Origin of the sequence: Nocardia sp. CA-120079 (assembly GCF_050955745.1) — a bacterium.
Taxonomy (GTDB): Bacteria; Actinomycetota; Actinomycetes; order Mycobacteriales; family Mycobacteriaceae; genus Nocardia.
In genome coordinates this window covers 7,850,611-7,865,896 of record NZ_CP192088.1, presented here as the reverse complement: position 1 = coordinate 7,865,896, position 15,286 = coordinate 7,850,611, and the positions used below count along the sequence as shown (strand labels likewise).

The following is a 15,286-nucleotide window of genomic DNA, read 5'->3' as shown; positions in this document are numbered from 1 at the left end:
ACACGAGATCAGGAGGCTCGACATGACGGTGTCGACGGAACCGATATCCCTAATCCCGACAACACCTTCCGACATCACCATCGCATCGCGGTCTCGTCGCTGGCACGGCCGCGGTCGGTTCCAGGAGCGGCTGCGCACGGCAGCGCTGACCATGGCGCCGTTGGCCGCGCTGGTATTGTTGTGGTATCTGCTCACTGCGAATCACGTGGTGTTCTGGCTACGCTTCGATAAGATCCCCACCCCGGCAGAGGTTTACGACTCCTTCCGGATCCAGCTCGGCACCCGGTCCTACTACAGCAACATCATTTCCAGTATGCGCCGGATCCTGATCGGATTCGGACTCGCGACCGTGGCCGGCGTGCTGATCGGTATGGCGATCGGTCGTTCGCGGTTGGTCAGTGCGTTGATCCGGCCGGTGCTGGAGGTATTCCGGCCGATTCCGGCGATCGCGCTGGTGCCGTTGGCGATTCTGCTGTTCCCGACGGGGGAGCAGGGGATTGTGTTCATCACCTTCTTCGCGGCGTTCTTCCCGGTGGCGGTCAGCACGATCCACGCCATGCACGCGCTGCCGAGAGTATGGGAGGAAGCCGCGCATACCCTCGGCGCGGGGCGGTGGGAGATCCTGTTCCGAATCGCCCTACCCGGTGCGCTACCCGGCATCTTCTCCGGTTTGTCGGTGGCGATGGGCGTCGCCTGGATCTGTGTGATCAGCGCCGAAATGATTTCCGGACAGTTCGGTATCGGCTACTTCACCTGGCAGTCTTACGGCCTGCTCGACTATCCGGGGGTGGTGGTCGGCATGCTGTCGATCGGGCTGCTCGGCTGGGCCACGGCGTGGCTGGTCGAAATGACCGGACACCGGGTCAACCGTTGGCTGCCCAGGGCGGCGCGATGAACGCGGGCGCGGCGGTGCGCATGCGCGGACTGCGCATCGCCTACGACGAAATACTCACCGCCGAAGTGGATCTCGACATAGACGGCGGCGAGATCGTGGTGCTGCTCGGGCCGTCGGGATGCGGCAAATCCACAATCCTGCGGGCCATGGCCGGATTATTGGAGCCGGTCGGCGGCACCGCGGAGGTGGACGGCGGCAGTGGCGAACAATGCGCGATGGTCTTTCAGGAGGACGCACTGTTGCCGTGGCGTACGGCTCGCAAGAACGTCGAATTCGCCTTGAAGCTACGCGGGGTGAAGCGCGGCCGACGACGCGGCGAAGCACTCGAATTACTGGACCAGGTGGGGCTCGATGGTTTCGGCGACCACCTGCCCGGCGCGTTGTCCGGCGGTATGCGCCAGCGGGTTCAATTGGCCCGCACCCTGGCCACCCAGCCACGGGTACTGCTCATGGACGAACCCTTCGGGGCATTGGACGCGCAGACCCGAGCTGATATGCAGCGGCTGCTGATTTCGGTGTGGCAGCAGCACCGCACCACTGTCCTGTTCGTCACCCACGACGTGGACGAGGCATTGCTGCTCGCCGACCGGATCGTGCTGCTGACCCCGCGCCCCGCGCGGATCCAACGGATCGTCACGATCGACAATCCGCGCGCGCCCGGTGCGCGATTCGAACCCGAATTCGCCCGCAGGCGCTACGAAATCCTGGCGGCACTCGGCGAAGACGCCGAACTGGCCGCCGCGAATACCGAGGAGGCATCATGACTTTCGTCATCGGCGCGGCCTGCGTCGATGTGATGGATCGGGCGTGCGTGGAGGAATGCCCGGTCGACTGCATCTACACCGGCGGGCGCATGGCCTATATTCAACCCACCGAATGTGTGGATTGCGGTGCGTGCGAACCAGTTTGCCCCGTCGAGGCGATCTATCTCGAAGCCGACATACCCGTCGAGCAGCGGCCCTTCATCGCCGAGAACGCCAGGTTCTTCGATGAGCCGCTGCCGGGCCGCGCCGCCGCGCTGGGATCGCCGGGCAGCGCGGCGAAACTCGGCGCGGTGGGCATCGACACGACATTCGTGCAGGCATATCAGCCATGAGCGGTTCGAAACGACCACTGCGCGTGGCGATTGTGGGCGCGGGACCGGCCGGTATCTATGCCGCCGACGCGTTGATGAAATCGGTGTCGGATAACGACGTCTCGATCGACCTGTTCGAACGCATGCCCGCACCGTTCGGGCTGATCCGCTACGGCGTCGCACCGGACCACCCCCGGATCAAGGGCATCATCACCGCTCTGCACAGGGTGCTCGACAAGCCGCAGGTTCGACTGTTCGGCAACGTCGACTACGGCATCGACGTCACCCTCGATGACCTCCGGATCTTCTACGACGCCGTGATCTTCGCGACCGGGGCCGACACCGACCGCGCGCCGGAACTTCCCGGTGTCGATCTGAACGGCTCCTACGGTGCGGCGGACTTCGTGTCGTGGTACGACGGACATCCGGATGTGCCGCGGGACTGGCCGCTCGAGGCCGAGAAGGTCGCAGTCCTCGGCGTCGGCAATGTGGCGCTGGACGTGGCGCGAATACTCGCCAAGACGGCCGACGAACTGCTGCCGACCGAAATCCCGCCGAACGTCTACCACGGGTTGAAGGCCAACAAAGCCGTCGAGGTGCATGTGTTCGGCCGCCGTGGACCGGCCCAGGCCAAATTCACACCCCTGGAACTGCGTGAACTCGACCATTCGCCGACCATCGAGGTCATCGTCGATCCCGAGGACATCGACTACGACGCGGGTTCGGAGACCGCGCGGCGGCAGTCGAAACAGGTCGACATGGTGGCGAATACGGTGGAGCAGTGGGCAATCCGCGATATCGGTGACCGACCGCACAGACTGTTCCTGCATTTCTTCGAATCGCCCGCCGAGATCCTCGGGGCCGACGGCAAGGTCATCGGCCTGCGCACCGAGCGCACCCGGCTCGACGGCACCGGAAATGTCGAAGGCACAGGCGTATTCAAGGAATGGCACGTCCAGGCGGTTTACCGTGCCGTCGGCTACCTCTCGCAGAGCATCCCCGAGTTGCCGTTCGACGACCGAGCGGGCGTGGTACCGAACGAGGCAGGGCGCGTGCTGATCAACCAGAATGCCAACGAAACCACACGTCATCTGTCCGGAGTGTATGTCACCGGTTGGATCAAACGCGGCCCGATCGGGCTGATCGGCCACACCAAAGGTGACGCCAACGAAACGGTGGGGTGCCTGCTCGACGATCGCGAGAACCTCTCGGGAGCAACCGATCCCGATCCCTCATCGATCGTCGAGTTCCTCCGGTCCAAGTCGATCAGCTTCACCACATGGCAGGGCTGGTACCGGCTCGACGCGCATGAACGCGCCCTCGGCGAGCTCGAGGGGCGCGAGCGCGTCAAGGTTGTGGAGCGCGCCGACATGCTCCACGTCGGTCTCGGACGCCGCTGAACCGCTCCAGCGCCGAATTGCCCCGCTGCCGAATTGTGTTTCCTATGAAAGCCAGGTCGAGCTATGCCGTCCACATCTATCCAGCCACTGACCACCGAGCGAATCCTGCAGGCGTTGAGCCTGGTCGAGGATCCCGAAATCCACCGCCCCATCACCGAACTCGACATGGTCGGCAATCTCACCATCGACACCGACAACCGGGTGACCGTCGAGATCCGGCTCACCGTCGCGGCCTGCCCACTGCGTGACCGGATATCGCATGAGGTCCGAGATGCCGTGCTCGACATTCCGGGCGCCGCCGCGATCACCGTCGAATTCGGTGTCATGACCGACGAGCAGCGCACCACGTTGCGCAAGAAGGCGCGCGGCGACGAACCGACGATTCCCTTTGCTCAGCCCGGTTCGCTCACCCGCGTCTATTGCGTCATATCGGGCAAGGGTGGCGTTGGAAAATCCAGTGTCACTGTCAATCTTGCTGCCGCCATGGCCGAACGCGGCCTGCGCGTCGGGATCCTCGATGCGGATATCCACGGCCACTCCATTCCCGCCATGCTCGGCCTGGCGGCTCGTCCCACTCAGGTGGATCGAATGCTGATGCCACCCACCGCGAATGGGGTGAAGGTGATATCGATCGGTATGTTCGTCGAAGGCAACGAGCCCGTCGTCTGGCGCGGCCCGATGCTGCACCGCGCACTGCAGCAGTTCCTTGCCGACGTCTACTGGGGTGATCTCGATATCCTGCTGGTCGACCTGCCACCCGGGACCGGCGATATCGCGATCTCGCTCGCCCAACTCCTGCCCACCGCGGAACTGGTGGTCGTCACGACACCTCAGCAGACGGCGGCCCGGATCGCCGAACGAGCGGGCGCGGTAGCGGCGCAGACCAGACAACGGGTCGTCGGCGTCGTGGAGAATATGTCCTGGTTCGACGCGCCGGATGGCGCACGCCTGGCACTCTTCGGCACGGGCGGTGGGGCGATGGTCGCCCAACGGCTCGCTGAGATCCTCGGCGCAAGCTGTCCACTGCTCGGGCAGATCCCCTTCGATCCGGCAGTGTGCACCACCGGCGACCTCGGCACCCCGATCGTGCAAGCCGATCCGAATGCGAACGCCGCGAATGCTTTTCGCACGATAGCGATGTCGTTGGCTCGCAGACCCCGCGATCTTGTCGGCTTACGGCTGGCTGTGGCACCCGGCTGACAACACCGCGGGGTGCCTCATTGGCGGTGCCGTCCGGGACGAGAAGGTAGGGCCGGAGCCAGCAGTGGCAGCTGGGTTGAATCGGCGAATGGGTCAACTCGTAGCGTCGCGATGAAGTGGTCCACGGAGACGAAGCCTGCCGCGTGGACGTACGAGAGCAGTTCAAATCCGGGGGCTGTTGTGTCGGTTCGCTTCATTTCTGGCTCCCTTTGCCAGGCTGACAATGATTGATCCAGGGAGTCGAGCTCCAACCCCCGGAGCTCCCTGTGCAGGCGGACGGCGGCCACAGGGCTGCTTATGCCGCCGCAGGGCACCCGAGGAACGAGCAGAATCGCAGCGAACACATCGCTATCACTTCGACCCACATCGGCCGACATGGCCAGCGGTATGTCGACGTGCTTCGACAGCTTTGCCAACCGCGATAGTCATGGCAGTGATCGGCGGGACGTGAGCGGCCGTGCGCGCCGACATGGCCTGGAGACAGCGCAGTGCATCGGCGTGAGGGCCGACGCGACGGCGCCGACACGCCATCGATCGCCGACTCGATCAGGATGTTCGTGGATCCTCGACACTGTCCAGCAAACGTTTCGGGTTGGCTGCACTGTGTAATGCCCGTGCGCCAGCGGGTGTGCGAGGGAGCCCTCGTGCACGCGGATGGCTCAGTTGCGCCGATTGTGCGTGGTAGAGAACTGGGTGAAATTCACTCGAACACGCGGGAGACGGCCTTTCTGACGTAAATGTGTGGTGCGAGTGCTGCTTTCGGCGCATGTGAGCCACGCAAGAGGCGGCCGTGAGCGACTTGGAGGGGGAAGAGTGGGTGGTGAAGCACGTATTTGCGTCAGATTTGACGCAAATACGTGCTCGAGTAATGCGCGAGAGGGGACTTGAACCCCTACGTCCGTGGACACCAGAACCTAAATCTGGCGCGTCTGCCAATTTCGCCACTCGCGCTTGATGGTACGACCGTCCAAACTCTACCGGGCTTGACCGACATCGCGAAGCGCAGCCCCGGCATGTCGTACTCGCCAGTAACACCACCTGGCATTATAACGATTCAGTAACGGTCAACATGAGGAGTGCTCATGTTTCGTACGCGTTGGTAACCAGGTGGACCAGCGGCTTTGAACATGAGGGAGGGTCATGTTTCTGAGTATTCTGGTACGAGAGTACGGAAATACCCGGCGGTAAGCGGGGATCCCGAGAGCAAACGTGAGGATTTCCTCATGATTTTCTGGAATCCTTGCAGTCATCAGGGCTCATTGGTGAGGAACACCTGCGCACCGGAGGGAGCGGCGTGTCTCGACGGCATGTCGCCAGAGAAGGAAGTCGAAGCGTCTTGACGATCAATGAGAGCACTGCGGCCGGAACCGGACAGAGCCCGAAAGTGGTTGGGGCGCCACAGCAAGGGGGGGCGAGGGCTCCGCTGCTGGATCGACTGCTGGGTGGAACGCCCTACGCGCTGGCCTTCGGTGGGCAGGGTGCGCGTTGGCTCGGTGAGTTGGAGGAGATCGGGCGCGATGCCGCACTGGAGCCCGAACTGACCGCACTGGTCAATGAAGCGGCGACGCTGCTGGAACCTGTTGCGGCACAACTGCTTGTGGTGCGACCGGTCGGTTTCGACCCGATCGGCTGGATGCTCGAGAACGAGCTCGCCGACGGTGACGAGGCGGATGTTTCCGCCGCGCCTTCGGAGCAGGTGCTCCGCTCGGCCGTGGTGTCGATGCCGGGCGTGTTCCTGACGCAGGTGGCCGCCGTGCGCGCGCTGCGGCTGCAGGGTCTGGATGCCAACGAGCACGCGCCGGTCGCGGTCGTCGGCCACTCGCAGGGCCGCCTCGCCGCGACCTCGGTGCAGGCCGGTGGACAGCGTGACGCCGAACTGCTCGCCATTGCCCAAATGATCGGCGCCGCAGCGGGTTTGGTTGCCCGGCGGCGCGGTCTCATGCCGGTGGGCGAGCGTTCGTCGATGGTCGCGGTATCGAATGTCGATCCCGAGCATCTGCGCACGGTAGTGGCCGAGGTGTCCGCGGGCGTCGACCCCACCGCGGCCGCGGTGGTTTCGATTCGCAACGGTCGGCGGCGCGTGGTGCTTTCCGGTACGCCGACCCAGTTGGAGCGGGTGCGTCAGCGTTGCGCCCAGATCCATGACGAGCAGACTCGCGAGCGCGATGCGAAGTCGCGCGGTGGCGCGGTGTTCGCGCCGGTCTTCGAGGATCTGGCCGTCGATGTCGCCTTCCATCACCCCGCGCTCGCCGAGACGGTCGACATCGTGAGCGGCTGGGCGGCCCAGTGTGGTCTGGATGCCGAGCTTGCCAGTTCGCTGGCCAAGGAGATCCTCGTCGACCCGATCGACTGGGTCGAGGAGGTCGACGGCGTCGTCGCCGCCGGTGCGCAGTGGATTCTCGATCTGGGCCCCGGTGATCTGCTCAGTCGGCTCACCAGCGGCTCGCTCAAGGGCACCGGCGTCGGCATCCTCGCGGCCGCGACCCGCGCGGGTCAGCGCAGCCTGCTGACCCCCGGCGCCGCGCCCGAGGCGGCTCAGCCGTGGTCGGCCTTCGCGCCGCGCCCGGTGCGTCTGCCGAGTGGACGCGTCGTGGTCGAGACCTCGTTCACCAAGCTGACAGGGCGCTCGCCGATCCTGCTCGCAGGTATGACCCCGACCACCGTTGACGCGAAAATCGTTGCGGCGGCGGCGAATGCGGGCCACTGGGCGGAGCTGGCCGGTGGCGGTCAGGTTACCGAGCAGATCTTCGCCGACCGGGTGGCCGAGCTGAAGACGCTGCTGCACCCGGGTCGCGCGGTGCAGTTCAACTCGCTGTTCCTCGACCCGTACCTGTGGAAGCTGCAGCTCGGCGGCAAGCGCCTGGTGCAGAAGGCCCGTACCGCGGGTGCGCCGTTCGACGGTGTCGTCGTCACCGCGGGCATTCCGGAGCTGGAAGAGGCCGTCGCGCTGATCGCGGAGCTGACCGAGGTCGGTATCACGCATGTGGCGTTCAAGCCGGGCACCGTCGCCCAGATCCGCGCGGTGCTGCGCATCGCCGACGAGGTGCCGGACTACCCGGTGATCATGCACATCGAGGGCGGCCGGGCCGGCGGACACCACTCCTGGGAGGACCTGGACGACCTGCTGCTCGAGACCTACGCCGAGCTGCGCAACCGCGACAATGTGGTGGTCTGTGTCGGCGGCGGCATCGGTACCCCGGAGCGCGCGACCGAATACCTGACCGGTGAATGGGCCGTGCCGCACGGCTATCCGGTGATGCCACTCGATGGCGTGCTGGTCGGCACCGCCGCCATGGCGACGCTCGAGGCCACCACCGCACCGGAGGTCAAGCAGCTGCTCGTCGACACCCCCGGTACCCCGGACTGGGTCGGCGCGGGCACCGCGACCGGCGGAATGGCATCCGGCCGTAGCCAATTGGGCGCCGATATCCACGAGATCGACAATGCGGCCTCGCGCACCGGCCGCCTGCTCGACGAGGTCGCCGGTGACGCCGACGCGGTCGCCGAGCGTCGCGACGAGATCGTCGCCGCGCTGAATGCCACGGCCAAGCCGTACTTCGGCGATGTCGCCACCATGACCTACCTCGAGTGGCTGGAACGCTACGTCGAGCTGGCCGTCGGCTTGGACCGACGCAAGGACTTCGACTGCGGCAGCGACCTCGGCGACGCCATCCTGGAGGCCACCCGTTCGGTCTGGCTCGATATCACGTGGCGGGACCGGTTCGCGGAGATGATGCGCCGCACCGAATCCCGGCTGCACCCGGCCGATCGCGGCGAGATTCCGACGCTTTTCGAATCCGACGAGGCCTTCGAGAACCCGGTCGACGCGCTGTGCACGCTGAAGCAGCAGTACCCGGCGGCCGAGCAGACCCTGCTGCACCCGGCGGATGTGCCGTTCTTCGTCAGCCTGTGCAAGACCCCGGGTAAGCCGGTGAACTTCGTGCCGGTGGTGGACGGTGACGTGCGCCGCTGGTGGCGTTCGGATTCGCTGTGGCAGGCCCATGATCCGCGCTACTCGGCCGATCAGGTCTGTGTCATTCCGGGCACGGTCGCGGTCGCCGGTATCACCCGCGTCGACGAGCCGGTCGGCGAATTGCTCGATCGCTTCGAGCAGGACACGGCGTACGCGCTGGTGCGTGCCGGTGTCTCGCCGGTCGCGGTCGACGCGCGCCGCTCCGCGGGCGTGACCGAGGGGCCGGTCGATGCGGTGCTGGCCGCGCCGGATGTCGAATGGTCCGGCCGCACCACGGTCAACCCGATCCATCGCCTCGGCGACCTCGCCAAGTGGACTGTCGACGACAAGGGCGCCGTCCATCCGCCGACCGGTGCGACGATCACCGAAACCACCGGCCCGGATGCCGATCACGCCTACGTCGAGCTCACGGTGCCGCTGTTCGGCGGTGACGCCGTGCGTATCCGCCTGCGCATCACCGTGCCGACCTCTCTCTACAACGGCGGCGCACCGGTCATCACCGAGACGGATGCCGACACCGCGATGTCCGCGCTGCTCGCGGTCGCCGCGGGCCAGGCGCTGCCGGAGGTGAAGGGCAAGGTCGCACACCTCAATGTCGCCTGGACCCCGGACCTCATCGCCGATCACGCGGGCGTCACCGGTTCGGGCCTGCCCGGCGGACTGAGCACGCTCGGGCGCAGCGTGCCCGATGTGCTCGTCGGTGCGTGCTGGCCCGCCGTCTTCGCGGTACTCGGTGCCGCCCGCAGCGCCGACGGCGACAGTGTCATCGAGGGCATGCTGGATCTGGTCCACCTCGATCACCAGATCGCACTCGAGCGCGACCTGCCGCACGACACCAGCATTCTCGTTGTCCGCGCCGAATCGGGTGACGTTGTCGACACCGACCTGGGACGCGTCGTCGAGGTGCGGGTGTCCGTCGGCGAGATGCGGGATCAGGGCCTCGACGTGGTGCCGCTGGCGACGCTGACCGAACGCTTCGCCATCCGCGGACGCAACGGCGCGGGCGAGCTGACCGATCCGCCGCGCGCGGCGGGTGTGGTCTCCGATGCCGCCACCGACACCCCGCGTCGCCGCCGTCGTGATGTCACCATCCTGGCGCCGCGCACCATGCGTGCCTTCGCCGCGGTCTCCGGTGACTACAACCCGATCCACACCAGTGATTCGGCCGCCAAGCTGGCCGGACTCGGCAGCCCGATCGTGCACGGTATGTGGCTCTCGGCCGCCGCGCAGCACGCGGTGTCCGCGGTGGATCCCGAAAGCTCCACTCCGGCACGGACTTTGACGGCGTGGACCACCCGCTTCCTCGGGATGGTCCGCCCGGGCGCGGAGATCGACGTGCGCGTCGAGCGGATCGCGGTCGACGCGGGTAGTGAGATCGTCGAGGTCTCCTGCCGTGCCGACGGCGATCTGGTGATGACCGCAACCGGCCGCACCGCCGCGCCGAAGACCGTCTACGCCTTCCCGGGCCAGGGCATTCAGCGCAAGGGCATGGGCCTGGACGCCCGTGCCCGCTCCAAGGCCGCCAAGGAGATCTGGGAGCGCGCCGATAAGCACACCCGTGCGGCACTCGGCTTTTCGATCCTGGCCGTGGTGCGGGACAATCCGACCTACCTCAAGGCGCGCGGTGTCGAACACCGGCACCCGGACGGCGTGCTGCACCTGACCCAGTTCACCCAGGTCGCCATGGCGGTGCTCGGTGTGGCCCAGGTCGCCGAGTTGCGCGAGGCCGGCGCCTACGTCGAGGGCGCCATGCTGGCCGGACATTCGGTCGGTGAGTACAACGCGCTCGCGGCCGTCGCCGGTGTGCTGCCGCTGGAGGCGGTGCTGGAGGTCGTCTTCCAGCGCGGTTCCGCCATGCACGAGCTGGTGCCCCGGGATGCGCAGGGCCGCAGCGACTATCGGATGGCTGCCATCCGGCCGTCGCAGATCGGTCTGCCCGATGACGAGGTCATCGACTTCGTCAAGGGTGTGGGCGAGAGCGTCGGGGAATTCCTCGAGGTCGTCAACCTGAATCTGCGCGGTTCGCAGTACGCCATCGCAGGCACGGTCAAGGGCCTCGATGCGCTGGAGACCGAAATCGACCGCCGCCGTGCCGAATTCGGCGGTAAGCGGGCCTTCATCCTGGTCCCGGGCATCGATGTGCCGTTCCACTCCACCGTGCTGCGCGAGGGTGTGCCGGAGTTCCGGCAGAAGCTCGAACAGCTGCTGCCGGCGGACCTGCACCCGGAAATCCTGCTCGGACGCTACATTCCGAACCTGGTACCCAAGCCGTTCTCGCTGGAGCGCGCGTTCATCCAGGAGATCGCCGATCTGGTGCCCTCGGAGCCGCTGGCCACCGTGCTCGCGGACTTCGACAGCTGGGCCGCCCGCCCGACCGAATTGTGCCGCGTGGTGCTGATCGAGCTGCTGGCCTGGCAGTTCGCCAGCCCGGTGCGCTGGATCGAGACCCAGGATCTGCTGTTCGCCGATGCCGCCGACGGTGGGCTCGGGGTCCAGCGTTTCGTCGAAATCGGTTTGGGCGCAACGCCGACGGTGGCGAACCTGGCCAGCCAGACGCTGAAGCTGCCCGCCTTCGGCACGGTCACCGTCGAGGTGCTGAATATCGAGCGCGAGGCCGCGGTCGTCTACTCGACCGATACCGATCCCGCCCCGGTCGACGAGCCCGCCGACGAGCCGGTCGAAACCGCTTCGGCCGCAACGCCGGTCGCGGCGGCCCCGGTGTCCGCTCCGGTCGCGAGCTCGGGTGGTCCGCGTCCGGATGACATCGCGTTCACCGCCGCCGACGCCACCCGCGTACTGATCGCGCTGTGGACCAAACTGCGGCTGGATCAGATCGGCCCGGTCGACACCATCGAGGGCCTCTGCGACGGAGTCTCGTCGCGGCGCAACCAGCTGCTCGTCGACCTCGGCTCCGAGCTGTCGCTCGGTGCGATCGACGGTGCCGCCGATGCCGATATGGGTGCGCTCTCGGCCACCGTCGAGCGACTTGCCCGCACCTACAAGCCTTTTGGTTCGGTGCTCTCCGATGCCATCGGCGATCACCTGCGCAAGGTCTTCGGTCCGTCCGGTAAGCGGCCCGCCGCGATCGCCGAGCGGGTCAAGAAGGTCTGGGAGCTCGGTGACGGCTGGGCCAACCATGTCACCGCCGAGGTTTCGCTCGGCACCCGCGAGGGTGTCAGCGTGCGCGGTGGCGATCTCGGCGGACTTGTCGCGAGTGTGAGCGACGCCGCCTCGGTCGATGCGGCCATCGACGCCGCCGTGCAGGCCGTCGCGGCCCGTCGCGGTGTCGCGGTATCGCTGCCGAGCGCGGGTGGTGGTGGCGGCGCCACCGTGGACGCCGCGGCGCTTGGTGAGTTCACCGAACAGATCACCGGTCGCGACGGTGTGCTGGCCACGGCGGCCCGCGTGGTGCTCGAACAGCTCGGCCTGACCGAACAGGCCTCCGCGCCGGAGGCCTCCGATGACACCCTGGTCGACCTCGTCTCGGCCGAATTGGGTTCGGACTGGCCGCGTTTGGTCGCGCCCGCCTTCGACGCCCGCAAGGCCGTGCTGATCGACGACCGCTGGGCGACCGCACGCGAGGATCTGGCCAAGCTCTGGCTGCTCGACGACGTCGGCTCCGGTGAGGAGTCGGTGGACGGCTTCCTCGGTGCCGGTGCAGCCGTTGCGGCACAGGCGAACTGGTGGCGTGAGAAGGCCAAGCACGAGGCCCGCTCGGTACTGGCCGGCCTGTACGAGCGCATCGCCGATGCGGCGCTGAACACCGAAGAGTCCGGCCTGTGGTCCTCGGATATCGCCGTGATCACCGGTGCCAGTAAGGGTTCCATCGCGGCGGCGGCCACCGGTCGACTGCTCGGCGGCGGCGCCACGGTGGTGGTCACCACCTCGAGCCTCGACGACAAGCGGCTCGGCTTCTACCGCAAGCTCTACCGCGAGAACGCGCGCCACGGTGCCGCGCTCTGGGTCGTCCCTGCGAATATGGCGTCCTACCAGGACGTCGACGCGCTGATCGACTGGGTCGGCAGCGAGCAGGTCGACAATGCGGGTGGTGCGAAGGTCAAGATCAAGGACGCGATGACCCCGACCCTGCTGCTGCCGTTCGCGGCACCCCGGGTCGCCGGTGATCTCGCCGACGCCGGCGCCCGCGCCGAAATGGAGATGCGGGTCCTGCTCTGGTCGGTCGAGCGGCTGATCGGTGGGCTGTCCAAGATCGGCATCGATCACGATGTCGACGCGAAACTGCATGTGGTGCTTCCGGGTTCGCCCAACCGCGGCATGTTCGGCGGCGACGGCGCCTACGGTGAGTCCAAGGCCGCACTCGACGCGGTGGTCGCCAAGTGGCGGGCCGAGAAGTCGTGGTCGAGCCGAGTCACCCTGGTACACGCCCTCATCGGCTGGGTGCGCGGCACCGGGCTGATGGGCCACAACGATCCGATGGTGACCGCGGTCGAGCAGGCCGGCGTGCACACCTGGTCCACCGCCGAGATGGCCGATGAGCTGCTCAAGTGGTGCACCTCGCGGGCCCGTCAGGTGACCGCCACCGGACCGCAGCAGATCGACCTCACCGGCGGACTCGCCAGGGTCAAGCTCGACCTGCCCGCACTGGCCAAGCAGGCTCAGGAGGCCGCCGCGGCCGAGACCGAGGAAGCCGTTGCGGCGGGCACGATTTCGGCGCTGCCCGCACCGCCGACCATGAGCTCGGCGCTGCCGGTGCCCGAATGGGGTTCGGTGACCGCCGATCTCGCCGATATGGTCGTCATCGTCGGTGCCGGTGAGCTCGGCCCGTACGGTTCGGCGCGCACCCGGTTCGAGATGGAGGTCTCCGACGAGCTCTCGGCCGCCGGTGTGCTCGAACTGGCCTGGACCACCGGCCTGGTCGCCTGGGAGAACGATCCCAAGCCCGGCTGGTACGACGCCGAATCCGGTGACTACGTCCCCGAACACGAGCTGGCCGAGAAGTACCACGACGCGGTCGTCGCGCGCTGCGGTGTGCGCCGCTACGAGGACGACGGCGCCATGATCGACAATGCCGCGCCGCTGATGACCTCGGTCTTCCTGGACCAGGATCTGACCTTCACGGTCGGCGGCGAAGCCGAGGCACGCGCCTTCTACGCCGCTGATCCGGAGCACACGGTGATCACCCCGGTCGCCGATTCCGGTGACTGGCAGGTGATCCGCAAGGCGGGTACCGAGATTCGGGTACCGCGCAAGGCCAAGCTGTCGCGCACCGTCGGCGGTCAGATCCCGACCGGCTGGGATCCCACCATCTGGGGCATCTCCGCCGATATGGCGGCCTCGGTGGACCGGGTCGCGCTGTGGAACATCGTCTGCACCGTCGACGCGTTCATCAGCTCCGGGTTCAGCCCGGCCGAGCTGATGAGCTGGGTGCACCCGAGCCTGGTCGCCAACACCCAGGGCACCGGTATGGGCGGCATGTCCTCGATGCGCTCGCTCTACATCGACAACCTGCTCGGTGAGTCGCGCCCGAACGACATCCTGCAGGAGGCGCTGCCCAACGTCGCGCTCGCGCATGTGGTGCAGTCCTACGTCGGCAGCTACGGCGCGATGGTGCATCCGGTGGCGGCCTGCGCGACCGCTGCGGTGTCGGTCGAGGAGGGCGTCGACAAGATCCGTTTGGGCAAGGCCGATTTGGTGGTCGCCGGTGGCTTCGACGATCTCGGTATCGAGGGCATCGTCGGCTTCGGCGATATGTCGGCTACCGCGGATTCGGCGGCGATGAGCGCCAAGGGCATCAGCGACCGGTACTTCTCCCGCGCCAACGACCGCCGTCGCGGCGGCTTCGTGGAATCGCAGGGTGGCGGCACCGTGCTGCTGGCGCGCGGCGACGTGGCGGTGGAAATGGGTCTGCCGGTGCTCGGTGTGGTCGCCTTCGCGCAGTCCTTCGCAGACGGCGTGCACACCTCCATCCCGGCGCCCGGCCTGGGCGCGCTGGGTGCGGGGCGTGGCGGCCGGGAATCCAAGTTCGCCGCCGAACTGCGCAAACTCGGTGTGGCGCCGGACGATATCGCGGTCATCTCCAAGCACGACACCTCGACCGCGGCCAACGATCCGAACGAGTCCGAACTGCACGAGCGGTTGGCCACGGCCGTCGGACGCTCCGAAGGCGCGCCACTGTTCGTGGTTTCGCAGAAGAGCCTGACCGGACACGCCAAGGGTGGCGCGGCCGCGTTCCAGCTCATCGGCCTGTGCCAGGTGCTGGAAAACGGTGTGGTGCCGCCGAATCGGAGCCTGGACTGTGTCGACGACAAGATGCAGGCCTACCCGCATCTGGTCTGGGCGCGTGAACCGCTGCGCTTCGGTGAGCGGTTCCCGCTCAAGGCCGGTCTGCTGACCTCGCTCGGCTTCGGCCACGTCTCGGGTCTGCTCGCGGTGGTGCATCCGGAGGCGTTCATCCAGGCGATCGAACCGGGTCGGCGCGAGGACTACCAGCGCCGGGCGCAGCAGCGTCAACTCGCCGGACGGCAGCGGTTCACCGAGGCCATGTGCGGCGGCGCCCCGCTGTACGAGCGGCCGGCCGATCGTCGCCTCGGTGCCGACGGCACGCCGTCGGAGCAGAAGCGGCAGCTGGAGGCCGACGTGCTGCTCTCGCCGGAGGCGCGGCTGTCCGGCAACGGCACCTACCGGGCCGACGGCGCGGGTTGTGGCACCGGGGCAGTGATTCTCGGGCAACTCGATGCCGGTGGCTCTATGGCATAGCGGCTTCGGCCATTACCGTGCAGAGT

Annotated in this window: 6 protein-coding genes and 1 tRNA gene; 6 read left to right on the top strand and 1 reads right to left on the bottom strand. The window is 67.2% G+C overall.

Annotated elements, in window-relative coordinates:
• Positions 1-22: 22 nt before the first annotated feature.
• The 5 genes from ACQPYR_RS35855 to ACQPYR_RS35835 all read left to right on the top strand — a co-directional run bounded on the left by ACQPYR_RS35855 (position 23) and on the right by ACQPYR_RS35835 (position 4,570).
• Entirely contained in the window at positions 23-895 is an 873-nt protein-coding gene (locus tag ACQPYR_RS35855) for an ABC transporter permease (RefSeq protein ID WP_433623492.1), read from the top strand.
• The gene (locus ACQPYR_RS35850; RefSeq protein WP_433623490.1) at positions 892-1,659 is read left to right on the top strand and encodes an ABC transporter ATP-binding protein; all 768 of its coding nucleotides are present in this window, start codon (positions 892-894) and stop codon (positions 1,657-1,659) included. The genes ACQPYR_RS35855 and ACQPYR_RS35850 overlap by 4 nt, the downstream gene beginning before the upstream one ends.
• A complete protein-coding gene (fdxA, locus tag ACQPYR_RS35845) occupies positions 1,656-1,991 on the top strand; it encodes a ferredoxin (protein ID WP_433623488.1) in 336 nt (111 codons plus the stop codon). The genes ACQPYR_RS35850 and fdxA overlap by 4 nt, the downstream gene beginning before the upstream one ends.
• Positions 1,988-3,370 carry an FAD-dependent oxidoreductase gene (locus tag ACQPYR_RS35840; RefSeq protein ID WP_433623486.1) on the top strand — a complete coding sequence of 461 codons (1,383 nt, stop codon included), beginning with the start codon at positions 1,988-1,990 and terminating at the stop codon, positions 3,368-3,370. Before fdxA ends, ACQPYR_RS35840 begins: the two co-directional genes overlap by 4 nt.
• Before the next feature lie 63 nt (positions 3,371-3,433).
• Positions 3,434-4,570 carry an Mrp/NBP35 family ATP-binding protein gene (locus tag ACQPYR_RS35835; RefSeq protein WP_433623484.1) on the top strand — a complete coding sequence of 379 codons (1,137 nt, stop codon included), beginning with the start codon at positions 3,434-3,436 and terminating at the stop codon, positions 4,568-4,570.
• Positions 4,571-5,439: 869 nt separating this feature from the next.
• Here ACQPYR_RS35835 and ACQPYR_RS35830 read toward each other — a convergent pair.
• Positions 5,440-5,521 (bottom strand) — tRNA-Leu (locus ACQPYR_RS35830).
• 385 nt (positions 5,522-5,906) lie between these two features.
• Here ACQPYR_RS35830 and ACQPYR_RS35825 point away from each other — a divergent pair.
• On the top strand, positions 5,907-15,260 hold the full coding sequence (locus ACQPYR_RS35825; RefSeq protein ID WP_433623482.1) for a fatty acid synthase subunit beta domain-containing protein: 9,354 nt from the start codon (positions 5,907-5,909) through the stop codon (positions 15,258-15,260).
• Positions 15,261-15,286 lie beyond the last annotated feature (26 nt).